15 protein-coding genes, 4 tRNA genes and 1 pseudogene are annotated in these 15,423 nt (G+C 63.1%); 13 read left to right on the top strand and 7 right to left on the bottom strand.

Annotation, left to right across the window (positions count from 1 at the left end; translation table 11 throughout):
- The first annotated feature begins 53 nt into the window (after window positions 1-53).
- From era to nagZ, 5 genes are all read left to right on the top strand, one after another.
- Window positions 54-953 carry a GTPase Era gene (gene era / locus BCR55_RS02465; RefSeq protein ID WP_006401259.1) on the top strand — a complete coding sequence of 300 codons (900 nt, stop codon included), beginning with the start codon at window positions 54-56 and terminating at the stop codon, window positions 951-953.
- Window positions 940-1,776, top strand: a complete 837-nt coding sequence (gene recO, locus BCR55_RS02460) for a DNA repair protein RecO (protein WP_006409243.1) — start codon at window positions 940-942, stop codon at window positions 1,774-1,776. The genes era and recO overlap by 14 nt, the downstream gene beginning before the upstream one ends.
- Window positions 1,773-2,549: a pyridoxine 5'-phosphate synthase gene (gene pdxJ / locus BCR55_RS02455; protein ID WP_006401257.1), complete on the top strand. Its 777-nt coding sequence runs from the start codon at window positions 1,773-1,775 to the stop codon at window positions 2,547-2,549. Before recO ends, pdxJ begins: the two co-directional genes overlap by 4 nt.
- Window positions 2,550-2,633: 84 nt before the next feature.
- On the top strand, window positions 2,634-3,074 hold the full coding sequence (gene acpS / locus BCR55_RS02450) for a holo-ACP synthase (RefSeq protein WP_006401256.1): 441 nt from the start codon (window positions 2,634-2,636) through the stop codon (window positions 3,072-3,074).
- A 16-nt stretch (window positions 3,075-3,090) separates the two neighbouring features.
- Complete coding sequence (nagZ, locus tag BCR55_RS02445; RefSeq protein WP_065494131.1) at window positions 3,091-4,119, top strand: beta-N-acetylhexosaminidase; 1,029 nt, start codon at window positions 3,091-3,093, stop codon at window positions 4,117-4,119.
- A gap of 174 nt (window positions 4,120-4,293) precedes the next feature.
- Here nagZ and BCR55_RS02440 read toward each other — a convergent pair whose 3' ends face one another.
- From BCR55_RS02440 to earP, 3 genes are all read right to left on the bottom strand, one after another.
- Window positions 4,294-5,679 carry a sigma-54 dependent transcriptional regulator gene (locus BCR55_RS02440; RefSeq protein WP_006401253.1) on the bottom strand — a complete coding sequence of 462 codons (1,386 nt, stop codon included), beginning with the start codon at window positions 5,677-5,679 and terminating at the stop codon, window positions 4,294-4,296.
- Between the two features lie 280 nt (window positions 5,680-5,959).
- The gene (efp, locus tag BCR55_RS02435) at window positions 5,960-6,517 is read right to left on the bottom strand and encodes an elongation factor P (protein ID WP_006401252.1); all 558 of its coding nucleotides are present in this window, start codon (window positions 6,515-6,517) and stop codon (window positions 5,960-5,962) included.
- Window positions 6,518-6,645: 128 nt separating this feature from the next.
- Entirely contained in the window at window positions 6,646-7,839 is a 1,194-nt protein-coding gene (gene earP, locus BCR55_RS02430; protein ID WP_006409248.1) for an elongation factor P maturation arginine rhamnosyltransferase EarP, read from the bottom strand.
- Between the two features lie 76 nt (window positions 7,840-7,915).
- Here earP and uvrC point away from each other — a divergent pair, with 76 nt between their 5' ends.
- From uvrC to BCR55_RS02395, 7 genes are all read left to right on the top strand, one after another.
- On the top strand, window positions 7,916-9,940 hold the full coding sequence (gene uvrC, locus BCR55_RS02425) for an excinuclease ABC subunit UvrC (protein ID WP_065494130.1): 2,025 nt from the start codon (window positions 7,916-7,918) through the stop codon (window positions 9,938-9,940).
- A gap of 96 nt (window positions 9,941-10,036) precedes the next feature.
- Entirely contained in the window at window positions 10,037-10,624 is a 588-nt protein-coding gene (pgsA, locus tag BCR55_RS02420; protein ID WP_065494129.1) for a CDP-diacylglycerol--glycerol-3-phosphate 3-phosphatidyltransferase, read from the top strand.
- A 141-nt stretch (window positions 10,625-10,765) separates the two neighbouring features.
- Window positions 10,766-10,841 (top strand) — tRNA-Gly (locus BCR55_RS02415).
- Window positions 10,842-10,891: 50 nt separating this feature from the next.
- A tRNA-Gly gene (locus tag BCR55_RS02410) sits at window positions 10,892-10,967 on the top strand.
- A 51-nt stretch (window positions 10,968-11,018) separates the two neighbouring features.
- Window positions 11,019-11,094 (top strand) — tRNA-Gly (locus BCR55_RS02405).
- A 100-nt stretch (window positions 11,095-11,194) separates the two neighbouring features.
- Window positions 11,195-11,268: transfer RNA gene (locus BCR55_RS02400), tRNA-Cys, on the top strand.
- Window positions 11,269-11,442: 174 nt separating this feature from the next.
- Complete coding sequence (locus tag BCR55_RS02395) at window positions 11,443-12,636, top strand: site-specific integrase (protein ID WP_065494128.1); 1,194 nt, start codon at window positions 11,443-11,445, stop codon at window positions 12,634-12,636.
- Between the two features lie 64 nt (window positions 12,637-12,700).
- Here BCR55_RS02395 and BCR55_RS32180 read toward each other — a convergent pair whose 3' ends face one another.
- From BCR55_RS32180 to BCR55_RS02385, 4 genes are all read right to left on the bottom strand, one after another.
- The gene (locus BCR55_RS32180; protein WP_139094018.1) at window positions 12,701-13,708 is read right to left on the bottom strand and encodes a HEPN domain-containing protein; all 1,008 of its coding nucleotides are present in this window, start codon (window positions 13,706-13,708) and stop codon (window positions 12,701-12,703) included.
- Window positions 13,701-14,264: a hypothetical protein gene (locus BCR55_RS32175; RefSeq protein ID WP_139094017.1), complete on the bottom strand. Its 564-nt coding sequence runs from the start codon at window positions 14,262-14,264 to the stop codon at window positions 13,701-13,703. The genes BCR55_RS32180 and BCR55_RS32175 overlap by 8 nt, the downstream gene beginning before the upstream one ends.
- 226 nt (window positions 14,265-14,490) lie before the next feature.
- Window positions 14,491-14,832 (bottom strand): helix-turn-helix domain-containing protein, encoded by a 342-nt coding sequence (locus BCR55_RS30025; RefSeq protein ID WP_083211760.1) that lies wholly within the window; start codon window positions 14,830-14,832, stop codon window positions 14,491-14,493.
- A gap of 97 nt (window positions 14,833-14,929) precedes the next feature.
- Window positions 14,930-15,196 (bottom strand): hypothetical protein, encoded by a 267-nt coding sequence (locus tag BCR55_RS02385; protein ID WP_065494126.1) that lies wholly within the window; start codon window positions 15,194-15,196, stop codon window positions 14,930-14,932.
- Between BCR55_RS02385 and BCR55_RS02380 the strand changes: the two are divergent.
- Window positions 15,175-15,414 (top strand): annotated as a pseudogene (locus BCR55_RS02380) (DNA methyltransferase); the annotation flags it as partial. The gene BCR55_RS02385 and the pseudogene BCR55_RS02380 overlap by 22 nt on opposite strands.
- Window positions 15,415-15,423 lie beyond the last annotated feature (9 nt).

Genomic DNA, 15,423 nt, shown 5'->3' with positions numbered 1-15,423 from the left:
ATCGATCGCGCCGCGCACCGCGCGGCCGGTTCCGAACCTGTCTCCCAATCGATATGAACGCTCCCGCTCCTACTGGTTTCCGCTGCGGCATGATCGCGATCGTGGGCCGTCCGAACGTCGGCAAGTCGACGCTGATGAACGCGCTCGTCGGCCAGAAGATCAGTATTACGTCGCGCAAGGCGCAGACGACGCGCCACCGGATCACCGGCATCAACACGACCGAAGACGCGCAGTACATCTTCGTCGATACGCCCGGCTTCCAGACCCGCCACAGCACGGCACTGAATCGTTCGCTGAACCGCGCCGTCACGTCGACGCTGACGTCGGTCGACGCGATCCTGTTCGTGATCGAGGCCGGCCGCTTCGGCCCCGACGATCAGAAGGTGCTCGACCTGATCCCGCCGGGCGTGCCGACGCTGCTGATCGCGAACAAGCTCGACCGCGTGAACGACAAGACCACGCTTTATCCGTTCATGCAGCAGGTCAGCGCGTTGCGCGAGTTCGCGGAAATCGTGCCGCTGTCGGCCAAGCATCCCGAGGACATCCAGCGTCTGCTCGAGACGATCAAGCCGTATCTGCCGGAAGGCGAGCCGATCTACGGCGAGGACGACCTGACCGATCGCAGCGCGCGCTTTCTCGCCGCCGAGATCCTGCGCGAGAAGGTGTTTCGCTGGACCGGCGACGAACTGCCTTACACGAGCACCGTCGTGATCGACAAGTTCGAGGAGGAAGGGCGCCTGAAGCGCATCTTCGCGACGATTCTGGTCGAGCGCGACTCGCACAAGGCGATGGTGATCGGCAAGAAGGGCGCGAAGCTCAAGCAGATCAGCACCGAGGCGCGGATGGACATGGAAAAGCTGTTCGACGGCCCCGTGTACCTCGAAACCTTCGTGAAGGTGAAGAGCGGCTGGGCCGACAACGAGGCGGGGCTGCGCGCCTATGGGTACGAATGACGCATCTGCGTCGACCGAAGACGCGGTAACGGCCGGCGCGAACGACGCGCCGCTGCCTGCACCGCCCGCGCCGCCGCGCAAGACGCGGCGCGCGACCGCCCGCACGTCCGAGTTCCGCGTCGCCGAGCAGCCGGCGTTCGTGCTGCACAGCTATCCGTATCGGGAAACCAGCCTGATCGTCGACGTGCTGACGCGCGATCACGGCCGTCTCGCGCTCGTCGCGAAGGGCGCGAAGCGTCCGCACTCCGCGTTGCGCGGCGTGCTGCAGACGTTTCAGCCGCTGCTGCTGTCGTGGTCCGGCAAGTCCGAGGTCCGCACGCTGACGGGCGCCGAATGGGTCGGCGGGATGCTGCCGCTCGCGGGCGACGCGTTGCTGTGCGGCTTCTATGCGAACGAACTGCTCGTCAAGTTCTGCGCGCGCGAAGATCCGCAACCGCCGCTGTTCAACCACTATGTGCTGACGCTCACGCGCCTCGCGCACGGCGAGCCGGCCGTGCAGGTGCTGCGTTCGTTCGAGCGCGTGCTGCTGCGCGAGACCGGCTATGCGATGGCGCTGAACCGGACGGTCGCGCGTCGCGCCGTCGAACCCGACCAACGCTACGTGTTCGATCCGGAACGCGGCGTGCGCCCCGCGGACGACGACGTCCCGTCGCACTGGCCGATCGTTTCCGGGCAGACGTTGCTCGACATGGAGCAGGACGATTACCATCGACCCCAGACGGTGACGCAAAGCAAGACGCTGATGCGCTTCCTGCTGAACACTTATCTCGGCGGCACGCCGCTCGCCACGCGACAGATCCTGATCGACCTGCAAAACCTATGAGCTTCTTCCTGACGACGCCCACCGCCATCGACCTCGGCGTGAACATCGACCACGTCGCGACGCTGCGCAACGCGCGCGGCACGACCTATCCCGATCCGATCCGGGCGGCGCTCGCCGCGGAGGAAGCCGGTGCGGACGCGATCACGCTGCATCTGCGCGAGGATCGCCGTCACATCGTCGATGCCGATGTACGCAAGCTGCGTCCGCTGCTGAAGACGCGCATGAATCTCGAATGCGCGGTGACGGCCGAGATGCTCGACATCGCGTGCGACGTGCGTCCGCACGATGCGTGTCTCGTGCCCGAAAAGCGCGAGGAACTGACGACCGAAGGCGGGCTCGACGTCGCGGGCCGTTTCGAGGCCGTGCGCGCCGCGTGCAAGCAGCTGGCCGATGCGGGCGTGCGCGTGTCGCTGTTCATCGACCCGGACGACACGCAGATTCGCGCCGCGCACGAAGCGGGCGCGCCGGTGATCGAACTGCATACGGGCCGCTACGCCGATGCGCACGACGAAGCGGAGCAGCAGCGCGAATACGAGCGCATCGTCGCCGGCGTGCAGACCGGCACGCAGCTCGGCCTGAAGGTGAACGCGGGGCACGGCTTGCATTACACGAACGTGCAGCAGATCGCCGCGATCGACGGCATCGTCGAATTGAACATCGGCCATGCGATCGTCGCGCACGCAATCTTCGCGGGCTGGGACAATGCCGTGCGCGAGATGAAGGCGATCATGGTCGCGGCTCGCGTCGCCGCGCTGCACGGCGGCGCGCGCTGACCATGCGGTCGTTGCGTACGACGCGCGTCGCATGCGGGCTGTCGACCGCGCACGCGGCGCCGCTGCGGGCGCGAAGGAGCTGACATGGCGATCTACGGCATCGGCACCGACATCGTGCAGGTCAGCCGCGTCGCGGCCGTGCTCGAGCGTACCGGCGGACGCTTCGCGGAGAAGGTACTCGGCCCCGACGAACTGCGCGTGTTCCATGCGCGCCGCGCACGTTCGGAGGCGCGCGGCATCGCGTTTCTCGCGACGCGCTTTTCCGCGAAGGAGGCGTTCTCGAAGGCGATCGGGCTCGGCATGCATTGGCCGATGACCTGGCGCGCGTTGCAGACGCTCAACCGGCCGAGCGGCGAGCCGTACGTCGTCGCATCGGGCGAACTCGCCGACTGGCTCGCGGCGCGCGGTATCGCCGCGCGCGTGACGGTCAGCGACGAGCGCGATTACGCGGTGTCGTTCGTGATCGCCGAGACCGACGTGCCTGCGCCCGACGTACCCACCGCTGTTTCCCGAACCACTCCCTGACGGATTTCCCGATTCGATGAAAACGACTCCCGGCCCGGTCATGCTCGACGTCGTCGGCACGGCCCTGTCGCGCGACGATGCGCGGCGTCTCGCGCATCCGAACACCGGCGGCGTGATCCTGTTCGCGCGGCACTTTCAGAACCGCGCGCAACTGACCGCGCTGACCGATGCGATCCGCGCAGTGCGCGACGATATCCTGATTGCAGTCGATCACGAAGGCGGGCGCGTGCAGCGCTTCCGCACCGATGGCTTCACGGTGCTGCCGGCGATGCGCCGCCTCGGCGAGCTATGGGATCGCGACGTGCTGCTCGCGACGAACGTGGCGACCGCGGTCGGCTACATCCTCGCGGCCGAGCTGCGCGCGTGCGGGATCGACATGAGCTTCACGCCGGTGCTCGACCTCGACTACGGTCAGTCGCAGGTGATCGGCGATCGGGCGTTCCATCGCGATCCGCGCGTCGTCACGCTGCTCGCGAAGAGCCTGAATCACGGGCTTGCGCTCGCCGGCATGGCGAACTGCGGCAAGCATTTCCCCGGCCACGGTTTCGCGGAAGCGGACTCGCACGTCGCGCTGCCGACCGACGACCGTTCGCTCGAGACGATCCTCGCGCACGACGTCGCGCCGTACGACTGGCTCGGCCTGTCGCTGTCGGCCGTGATTCCCGCGCACGTGATCTATACGCAGGTCGACGCGCGCCCGGCCGGCTTCTCGCGCGTGTGGCTACAGGACATCCTGCGCGGCCGGCTCGGCTTTACCGGCGCGATCTTCAGCGACGATCTGTCGATGGAAGCCGCGCGCGAGGGCGGCACGCTGACGCAGGCCGCCGACGCGGCGCTCGCCGCCGGCTGCGACATGGTGCTCGTGTGCAATCAGCCGGAAGCGGCCGAAGTCGTGCTGAACGAGCTGAAGGCCGAGCGCAGCGTCGATTCCGTACGGCGTATCAAGCGGATGCGCGCACGCGGCAAGGCGCTCAAGTGGGACAAGCTGATCGAGCAGCCCGAGTATCGGCGCGCGCAGGCGCTGCTGGCCGACGCGCTCGAATGAGCGCAGGCGAGCGCGGTGCGGTCGACGCCGCCGCGCGCCGGTCGCATCAAACAAAAAGCCGCGCGTTTGCGCGGCTTTTCGCTTAAAGCGCTCTCTCAATGAGAGCGACTGAATCGGGCTCGTTTGCAACTAACGGCCAGCTCCGCCGGCGCCCGAAACGAACGCCGGTCACACTCAATTCACCTTCATCCGCTGCAGCTTGTTGTACAGCGTCTTCGGGCTGATGCCGAGCAGCGTCGCCGCGCGGTGGCGCGTGCCGCCGACCGCATCGAGCGTCGCCCGGATCAACAGGTCCTCGACGTCCGACAGCGGCGTGCCGACCTTGATCTGCACGCTGCTGCCGTTCAGCGCGGCACCGGCCGCGAAGCTCGCTTCGCCCGCGCGCAGCGTTTCGATGAAATCGCCGGACGCGTCGTACGCGAAGCGCACGCGCTCCTGCAGCTCGCGCACGTTGCCCGGCCATTCGTACGACAGACATTCGCGCACGAAACCGGGCGCCGCGCGCTTGTCGGTCGTGCCGCGGCCCGTCGCATGCGCGTCGCGGTTCAGCTGGTCGATCAGCGCGTCGGCGATCGCGAGCGCGTCGCCGTCGCGTTCGCGCAGCGGCGGCATCGTGATCGACGCCGCATCGAGACGCAGCCACAGATCCTCGCGCAGCGTGCCGTTTGCGACCGCTTCGCGTGCCGGGCGGCGCGTCGCCGCGATCAGCCGGAAATCGCTCGCGATCGTGCTCGTGCCGCCGATCCGCATGAAGTTCTGCGAGTCGAGCGCGTGCAGCAGCGCTTCCTGCAGCACCAGCGGCAGCGCGGTGATTTCGTCGAGGAACAGCGTGCCGCCGCCCGCCTGTTCGAACAGGCCCACCTCGCGCCGGTCGGCGCCGTCGAACGCGCCGCGCTCGTGGCCGAACAGGACGCTGTCGAGCGACGCGCCGTGCCGGCCGGCCTGGGCGAGCGTGCGGCAGTCGAACGAGACGAACGGCCCTTTGCGGCGGCGGCTCAGATCGTGCAGCGTGCGCGCGGCGAGCTTCTTGCCGGTGCCCGCTTCGCCGGAGAACAGCACGGCCGTTTCGGTGCGCGCGTTGTGCTCGATCATGTCGTACACGTGCTGCATCGCCTCGCTGCGCCCGACCAGCGCGCCGAAGCGGCCGAGCTGACGCAGCGACGTGCGCAGCGACTGCACTTCGTCGATCAGTTCGTACGGACGCGGAATCCGCGCGAGCAGGCTGCGCAGGCGCGGGATGTTGATCGGCTTGAGCAGATAGTCCCAGATGCCGTGACGCAAACCCTCGATCGCGCTTTCGACTGTCGCGTTGCCGGTCAGCACGATCACGGGCAAGGACCCGTTCGGTTGCTGTTGCGGCAGGTGCTGGAGCAGGTCGAACCCGCTGCCGTCCGGCAGGTTCAGATCGACCAGGACGACGTCGGGGATCGATCGGCCGAGCGCGGTGCGCGCTTCGGCGAGCGACGTGGCCGTGTCGACGGAGAAACCGTCCGCGGCGAGCAGCGCGGTGAGGCCGGACAGGCTGTTGGGATCGTCTTCGACAATCAGGGCGTGTGGCATGGTGGACGCGAGAGTCGGTTCAAGAGAGGCGGGCCGTCAATCCGCAGCCGCATTTCGAGATGAGATTAAAAGCCGATTTTATGCCCCGCTGCACGCGTCACGGACATTATTTCCGTTTTGCTATAAAACAGTTACCTATGATACAAATTGAATAGTTTTGATAGCGGATTCTGTGCTGTTTACGCCGGACGCGCGGCCCGAGTCCGGCGCGCCGCTGTTGCGAACGGACAAACAAAAAGCGCCCCGAAGGGCGCTTTGTTCAATGCGGCATCGCGAGCGGTTACGCGCGGCTGCGGTACTCGTGCGTGCGCGTGTCGATTTCGATCTTGTCGCCGGTGTTGCAGAACAGCGGCACCTGCAGTTCGAAGCCCGTCGCGAGCTTCGCGTTCTTCAGCACCTTGCCCGACGACGTGTCGCCCTTGACGGCCGGTTCCGTGTACGTGATCTCGCGAACGAGGATCGTCGGCAGTTCGACCGAGATCGCCTTCTCGTTGTAGAACACGACTTCGCACGCCATGCCGTCCTCGAGGTAGTTGAGCGCGTCGCCCATCATTTCCGCTTCGACTTCGTACTGGTTGTAGTCGGCGTCCATGAACACGTACATCGGGTCGGCGAAGTACGAGTACGTCACTTCCTTGCGGTCGAGCACGACGACGTCGAACTTGTCGTCGGCCTTGTAGACCGATTCCTGGCCTGCGTTCGTCAGCAGGTTCTTCATCTTCAGCTTGACGACGGCGGCGTTACGGCCCGACTTGTTGTATTCCGTCTTCGAGATGACCCAAGCGTCGCTGCCGATCTGCACGACGTTGCCTACGCGGAGTTCCTGTGCGGTCTTCATAAAAAAACTGTCCTGATCAAATCAAATAAATAGGTGCCTGAGCGTTGCACAACGGCTGACAGCGCAAGCGGGGAGGTTCCGTGGGCGCCAAAAGCGAGCGCTTGCGTGGTCAGCCGTCGGATAACCGCTTATTTTAACTGAGATTTTGCGTATTCGGCCAGCTTTCCGGCGAGATCGCCGACCGCCGCGAGCGCGTCCGCCCAGCGTTCGGCGTTCGCCTGCAGCGCGGCGCGGTGCTGCCATAAATCGGCCCAGTCGGGCGTGCCGGCTCCGTTCCATGCATGCCAGAAGCGTGCGAGCGCGGCGCGCGGCGCGTCGGCGAGGCCGGCCGACAGATGCGCGAGCGCGGCATCGAGCTTCGGCAGATGCGCATCGTCGGCCTGCGGGTAGATGTGCCATACGAACGGCTTGCGCGCCCACTGCGCGCGGACGAATGAATCCTCGCCGCGCACGAAATTGAGATCGGCGCTCCACAGCAGCGCGTCGTAGTCCGGCTGCGGGACGAACGCGAGCCCGTGCGCGGTCAGGTTGCCGCGGCTGGCCTGCGCGCCAGCGCCGAACGACTCGACCCCGAAAAATCGTGCGAGCGCCGGCGACACGCGGCCCGCCGGCACGAGCGCGACGACCGGCGACGGCGCGTCGCGCCATTGCGCGAGCAGCGCGTCGACGGCCGGGTTCTCGTACGCGAACAAACTGACGACCGTCGCGTCGGGCGCGGGCGGCGCACCGCCCGTCGCGCGCCGCCACCAAGCATCGCGCGCGGCCGCGTCGGTTTCGAACGCGATGCGCCGCGCGTCGAGGTCGCGCTCCTTCAGCACGCCGCCGGTGCCGGCCGACAGACCGGGGAAGAAGAACGTCTTCAGCAGCGGGTAGCGCGGATGCGGCGACGGCCGCAGATGGAAATCGGCGACCCAGTCTTCGGCGCTCAGATATTCGAGATTGATCCATACCGGGCGGCGCGCGCGGCGTGCCATCGCCGCGAGGTACGCGGCCGGCAGTTCGCAGGCGAACGCTTCAATCACGACGTCGGCGATCTCGAGCGTGTCGCCGACCTCCGCGTGCCAGTGCTCGATCGCGATGCCGTCGATCGTCTGGCGCGCGGCGTCGGGATCGACGTCCGGCACGAGGCGCACGAACGTGTGCAGATCGTCGACGAGCAGGCGCACCTGCCAGCCATGCTCGTCGGCGAGCTGACGCGCGAGACGCCAGCACACGCCGATGTCGCCGAAGTTGTCGATGACGGCGCAGAAGAGGTCGCACGCGACGGGTTCGTTCGGCGCGAGCGGCGGCGCGGCGACGTGGACGGGGACGGTGTCGGGCATCGAAGCGGATCGGTGAATGCTCTAAACTGGCGATTCTAATGGACCCGTTCCGCGCCCGACGGCGCCCGGATCACGCATGACATCCGCAGAAGCCCCCGATACTCCGTTCGAACCGAAGAAGATCCTCGCGCAGCTCCCGCATATGCCGGGCGTCTACCGCTATTACGACGCGGCCGGTGCGGTGCTCTACGTCGGCAAGGCCCGCGACCTGAAAAAGCGCGTGTCGAGCTATTTCACGAAGACGCAGCTGTCGCCGCGCATCGCGATGATGGTCACGCGCATCGCGCGCATCGAGACGACCGTCACGCGATCGGAAGCCGAGGCGCTGCTGCTCGAGAACAACCTGATCAAGGCGCTCGCGCCGCGCTACAACATCCTGTTTCGCGACGACAAGTCGTATCCGTACCTGAAGCTGACCTCGCATCGCTTTCCGCGGATGGCGTACTACCGCGGCTCGGTCGACAAGCAGAACCAGTATTTCGGGCCGTTCCCGAGCGCGTGGGCCGTGCGCGAGAGCATTCAGATCCTGCAGCGCGTGTTCCAGCTGCGCACCTGCGAGGATTCGGTCTTCAACAACCGCACGCGGCCGTGCCTGCTGCATCAGATCGGGCGCTGCACCGCGCCGTGCGTCGGCGCGATTTCGGCCGAGGACTACGCCGTCGATGTGTCGAATGCCGCGCGCTTCCTGCTCGGCCGGCAGTCCGAAGTGATGAAGGAGCTCGAGCAGAAGATGCATGCGTTCGCGGCCGAGCTGAAGTTCGAACAGGCGGCGGCGGTGCGCAACCAGATGAGCTCGCTCGCGACCGTGCTGCATCAGCAGGCGATCGAGGTCGGCACCGACAGCGACGTCGACATCCTCGCGGTGGTCGCGCAGGGCGGGCGCGTGTGCGTGAATCTCGCGATGGTGCGTGGCGGCCGCCATCTCGGCGACAAGGCATATTTCCCGACGCACGTCGAAAGCGCGCTTACGCTCGCGGAGGGCGGCCTCGGCGACGATACGGATGCCGACGCGATCGATGCGCCCGACGTCCCGGCGGAGGCGCCCGCCGGCGAGCCGGGCAGCACGCACGATACGACGGCGTCGATCGAAGCCGAAGTGCTCGACGCGTTCATCGCGCAGCACTACCTCGGCAATCGCGTGCCGCCGGTGCTCGTCGTCAGTCACGCGCCGGCGAGCCGCGACCTGCTCGAGCTGCTGTCCGAACAGGCCGGCCACAGGGTGTCGCTGGTGCGGCAGCCGCAGGGACAGCGGCGCGCATGGTTGTCGATGGCCGAACAGAATGCGCAGATCGCGCTCGCGCGGCTGCTGTCCGAGCAGGGCTCGCAGCAGGCGCGCACGCGCGCGCTCGCGGAAACGCTCGGCCTCGAGTGCGACGATCTGGCGACGCTGCGCATCGAATGCTTCGACATCAGCCACACGATGGGCGAGGCGACGCAGGCGTCGTGCGTCGTCTATCACCATCACAAGATGCAGTCGGGCGAGTACCGCCGTTACAACATCACCGGCATCACGCCCGGCGACGACTACGCGGCGATGCGCCAGGTGCTCACGCGCCGCTACGAGAAGATGGTCGAGCAGGCCGCGCAGGCGGCGGCTGCCGACGACGCGGCCGGCATCGACGGCGAGTCGACGCGTCAGGCCGAAACGTCGAGCCTGCTGCCGAACATCGTGCTGATCGACGGCGGCAAGGGGCAGGTCGAGATTGCGCGACAGGTCTTCACGGAACTGGGGCTCGACACGTCGATGCTGGTCGGCGTCGCGAAGGGCGAGGGGCGCAAGGTCGGTCTCGAGACGCTCGTGTTCGCCGACGGCCGCGCGCCGCTCGAGCTCGGCAAGGAGAGCGCCGCGCTGATGCTCGTCGCGCAGATCCGCGACGAGGCGCACCGTTTCGCGATCACCGGGATGCGCGCGAAGCGCGCGAAGGCGCGGCAGACGTCGCGGCTCGAGGAGCTCGAAGGCGTCGGCGCGAAACGTCGCCAGCGGCTGCTCGCGCGCTTCGGCGGGTTGCGCGGCGTCGTCGCGGCGAGCGTCGAAGAGCTCGCGAGCGTCGACGGCATTTCGCACGCGCTCGCCGAGCAGATCTACAAGCAGCTTCACTGACGCGGCCGCCGCGGGCCGCGCGGCCCGGGCGCCGGCGTTCTTGTAGCGGGCCGATCGACACGGCACAATTGCGAATCCTTTACTGTCCCGGATGCCATGCCGTTCAATTTTCCGATTTTCCTGACGTGGGTGCGGATCGTGCTGATTCCGCTCGTCGTCGGCGTGTTCTATCTGCCGGACACGGTGATGGGCGGCGCGCATCGCAATCTCGCGGCCGCGGCGATCTTCATCCTGGCGGCGCTGACCGACTGGTTCGACGGCTTTCTCGCGCGCAAATGGAACCAGACGTCGTCGTTCGGCGCGTTTCTCGATCCCGTCGCCGACAAGCTGATGGTGACGGCCGCGCTGCTGATCCTCGTGCAGATCTCGCGCGTCGATGCGGCGATCGCGCTCGTGATCGTCGGCCGCGAAATCGCGATTTCGGCGTTGCGCGAATGGATGGCGCAGATCGGCGCGTCGAAGAGCGTCGCGGTGAACCAGCTCGGCAAGTTCAAGACTGCGTGCCAGATGGTCGCGATTCCGATGCTGCTGTACTACGGGCCGCTGCCGCTCGGCGTCGCGACGATCGACACGCGCGTGTGGGGCGAGTGGCTGATGTATCTGGCGGCCGTCCTGACGATCTGGTCGATGCTGTACTACATGAAGCTCGCGTGGCCGCAGATTCGCGAGCGCAGCGGCGTGTGATGCGCGTCGCGCGGGGCGGACGGCGAAAGTTTTTGGAAAAAGGGCGCGAAAAGCCCTTGACACGCGAATGTGCCTTCGACATAATCTCGCTTCTCCGCTGCACGACGAAGTAACGGTGGCGGAGCAGCGGTAACGCAATACGCGGGAGTAGCTCAGTTGGTAGAGCGCAACCTTGCCAAGGTTGAGGTCGCGAGTTCGAGACTCGTCTCCCGCTCCAGGATTTTCGGCAGCGTGTTGTACGGCAAGACGCTGCACATGCAGGACAACGCGGGAGTAGCTCAGTTGGTAGAGCGCAACCTTGCCAAGGTTGAGGTCGCGAGTTCGAGACTCGTCTCCCGCTCCAAGGATTTTCGGCAGCGCGTTGTACGGCAAGACGCTGCGCATGCAGGACAATGCGGGAGTAGCTCAGTTGGTAGAGCGCAACCTTGCCAAGGTTGAGGTCGCGAGTTCGAGACTCGTCTCCCGCTCCAGACATGGGAAGCCACGCTTCCCTTTTTATTTGATGGCCTCGGCGGTCGTCGGATAAGAATCTGTCGCGTGTCGTCACGACGGCATCGGCAGTCCGCTTTCGGCGCGATAGCAAAGCGGTTATGCAGCGGCCTGCAAAGCCGTTTAGGCCGGTTCGACTCCGGCTCGCGCCTCCAGGTAGGAAGAGAAAAAGCCCCGAGAAATCAGGGCTTTTTCTTTTTGCGGCTCCGCTTTCATACTGGTAAGAAAGTCGTCTAGAGTGGTACAAAGTCGCCTCTGACCACTCAAGAAACACGCGTAACCACGCCTAAGGCGGCTCTTTGGCCGTATAGGTGAGTTCGCGGCAGTGCATGGCGACCAAGCGACTACGACCCTCCGGAACGTGGGAATACGTCATCCGAAGTTCGAGGCTTCTCCCAAAGCCACTTTCCCTGAAGTTCCAATCCGAAGAAGAGGGCGACGCGTATGTCGCTCGGCTTGAGCAGTTGCTCGACGCCGGCATCGTTCCGGCCGATGTCGTCGAGCAACGAGAGATGATTTCGACGACGCTGGACGCTATCCGCGAGTATCTGCGCCGCGTCTCCGTTCCGGATTCCGATAGCCAGGTGCTAAATACCTTGCTCGGCAGGTTGCCGTCGAAAGCGCTCACGATGGTGGACTACGAGTGGGCCGAGCGATGGGTGTCGGGCATGAAACGCGAGTTGCATCTGTCGCCGTCGACGATTCGTCACAATGTCGGGGCGCTTGCCCGTTGCTTCGATTGGGTGGTCAAGTCCGGCAGCCCGATGCTCGCGGTCAATCCGCTGCGATTGCTGCCGAAGCGCTATGCGACCTACACAGATGACGATCGTGTGGCGGTCGAGGCGCAGGATGTCGCGGCAAAAGATGACGTGCATCGCGATCGACGGCCGAGCGCGGCCGAGGAGGCTGAGATTCGCCGCATCATGTCGGGTGGCAAACCTGAGGGGCGGGAGCGGGCCTTTGAGTTGCCGTATCGGCCGGCACTGGTGTTTCTGTTCGAGCTGGCGATCGAGTCCGCGATGCGGATGCGCGAAATGTATACGCTGGAGGTTCCGCAGTTCGACGTCGGCCGTCGCACGGCCGCGCTCGAACGAACAAAGAACGGTAGTAAGCGCTCGGTGCCTCTCACGACTGTTGCGATCGGAGCGTTCGAGCGCTATGTCGAGGCTGTGAACGGTCAAGGCCCGGCAATGTGCGGTTTCTCGTTTGATGGCGGCCGACTCTTCCCGTGGATCGATGAGATCGAGGCCGCGATGCGGGCGAAGAATATGCCGCTCCTCAAGCGCAAGGTTCTAGAACGCGTCACCGTGCGGCTGTCTGGCCAGTTCGGCCGGATCTTCGACGCGGCCGGCTGCCCGGATCTGGTATTCCATGACTTGCGGCATGAGGCAACATCGCGGCTGTACGAGCGGACGACGTTGAGCGACATCCAGATCGCGAAGATTACAGGGCACAGCGACCCCAAAGTTCTGATGTGGTATGCGAACCTTCGTGGCAGTGATTTGGCGGAGCGGCTCTGGTAACTATGTCGGTGGCCGCTGCCTAGGTCTGAACATATTGTTGAGGCGATTTTTAGTCGCTAGATCTCTATGAATGCGCTGACTGAACGTGTTTGAGGTGGTCGTGGTCAAGAATATGTATGATATTTCCGATGACGTCTCTTTCAACGTTTGACCTGTTCTCAAATATCAGGCCGGCATACTCTCTAAATTCAGTGACGGATTTCAAGCCGGAAAGAACCGCGTATTGTACTGCGCCTTGGCATCTTCCGAGTCCTAGCGTCATTATTCGACTGTATAGCCTCAGATCATCTGGCGTGCAATCGATGCTTCTAAAGCCTGAGTGGACCGAGTCATTTCTAAATTTTCTTATTTTGTCGACGATATCTTTAATTTGTTTTTTCCATTTCGAATACGATGCATTTGATGAAAGCCTGTTCAATAGATCTCGATCGATATATTTTGAATACGTGCTTCCGGGGAAGCCGAGAAATAATGTGAATGGGCCAGTGACGTCATCGGTCTCGGTTTCTTTAAATAGTGCTTCGACTGCGAACCAGCGATACAGTAGATTAATATGAATGCTGTTTTCTCTTTGGGCATTTCTGTACCAATGAATTGATCTTTTGTATCGTTCAAATAAATCTCCACTTCGATATAGAATTTGTTGTGTCGTGTTTATTTGTGGCATTATGCCGCGTGACGTAATAAACGACGTTCCGGCTGAATATTGCCGATTTTTTAATGTTGTGCATTCACCGGAGTCAAGATTTTTGACGTAGCCGCAGTGAGCCAACGAGAGATGGCTCATTGTGTACTCGACAGTTGCCAGATCAAGAATCTCCACAAAGCGTTGATCTGCTAGATTGCTCGCCTCTTCTTCAGTGGCTGCCTGTACAATCGTCCCGATTCTGCAGGATAGTTCGATTTCAACCTCAGCCTTGAGATTGGTGGCTTCAACCGACTCGGTCAGTAATGCCATCTCCTCCGTATCATCTTTTTTCGCCCGGCGAATCTCGACATTGGCGTAAACGACACTTTCAGCTATGACGATTCCCGGATTTTTGAGCAGCTTGCAAACGTAGTAATTATACATGGGCGTTCCTGGAGGCGAGATATAGCAATTCTGTCAGTCGAGTAAGTAATATATTCTTGAACGATTTTTCAACTAATGGGGATAGTCGGAGTTTGCCTTTCGGATAAGATGAAATAAACTTCGTTACGAGATCTGCATCTTTGGTGCGAATAATACTTTCAATTACGACATTGAAGGAATCGATATCGGAGATGCCTTCGTTCATAACGGCTTTGAGGCTTTCCCGCAGCCTGTCGTATTGAAAAAAAGCAAAGTAATATCGACAGTGAAGGATAAATCTATCTTTGTCGGTCGCTCCTGAGTTGGCGAGATTTATGTCGTATTTTTCGACGTTGGGGTCCATTTTGGCGATTGCCAAAAGGAATGCTAGTTTGTTTCCTTCAATGTCATTCGGGGCCTCTTGGAGCAATTTCTCGCAGAAAAATGATGCTTCCATTATTCGGCCAGAGTCTATTAAGTGCCTGACATAGTGACGTATGATGAGGCGATTTCTTGGTTTGCTGCGGTAGTCTTTTTCCGCTTGATGCATTTCTAACCCCCGAAATTGACGAGACATTTCGTTGTGCAGGCTGCTTCTCGTCAAAGGAACAGCGAGTGTAATGCTATTCGCTTGAATCTGACTTTGGCATGTTGCGCGGGGACAAACAAGTGGGTGCCATGGGTTTGCGAGGGGTGGTCCGATCTCGATGCGTCTAGATCGACAAGCCCGATATCAGTGGCGACTACTTGGAGGCAGGAGAGTTTTGAATTTGCTGCCCGCCGGTTGGCGGGCGAGCTTCGGGTTACGCTGCCTGAGCGGCCGGTGCATTGGCAGGGGGATCCGGAAGTCGAGGCAATGCTCGGGCGACGCGGCCGGCGCGACGTGGCGGTGCAGGCTGCAGTTGTCGCTGAATTGCTGCCTGGGTGCGTCGATCAATCTCAGCCGAGTCGGAGCGCTCTTCGAGGCGTTCGAGCGTTTGGCGTTGTGCTTGTTCGCGCAGGAATGCAACCACGTCGTCTTCGAGAAAGACCCATGCGCGGCCGATGCGTGCGCCGACGATGTCCCCTCGTTGTGCGAGTTTCATCGCCGTGGTGCGATCGACTTTGAGAAAGTCGGCGCACTCTTGAAGATCGAACGTTCTCACGCAATTCCCTCTGGATAGTGTTGGATCCGGTACGCCCGCAAGCGTCCCGTCGCGGGTTTGTCCGTCAGCGCATCGGCGCGGTGCATTTTGTTGTCTGTCATTGCCATTCCCCGGTAGATGGCGCGGGCAGTGCACGCACGATTTGCATCAAACCCGTTTCCAGCGTGATGCTGGCGGTTGCTGCCCAGGTGCGCGCGTCCTGCGCGGCTTTGTGGCGAGCGAACGAGCCGATCTCATCGGCCATCAGGTCCAGCAATTCGACGTCGGCCGCGTGCGAGATCTCGGTGATCAACGCGCGGACGTTGATGCGAAGGGCCTCGAATCGCGCGAGCGTGCCTTGGCGGGTATGGCGTGGCGTTTCCATTCGGCGAGTACGAGAAGATGGCGCAGCGTCTGAGGTCGATCAAAGGGCGCGCGATCGTGAGCCTCAATGACCATCCCGACATTCGGCGCGTGTTCGACGGATTTCACATCGAGACCGTGCCGATTCAATACACGGTCGGCGGTGGGAGGGGCGTCGAGCGAAACGAGTTGATAATTTTCAGCTGGGACGACGCGGCGCAGCCCGTGGGTCTGTTCTAGGTGTGCGAT

Source organism: Burkholderia sp. CCA53 (assembly GCF_001685525.1).
GTDB lineage: Bacteria > Pseudomonadota > Gammaproteobacteria > Burkholderiales > Burkholderiaceae > Burkholderia > Burkholderia multivorans.
This window is presented reverse-complemented; position numbering and strand designations above follow the sequence as displayed.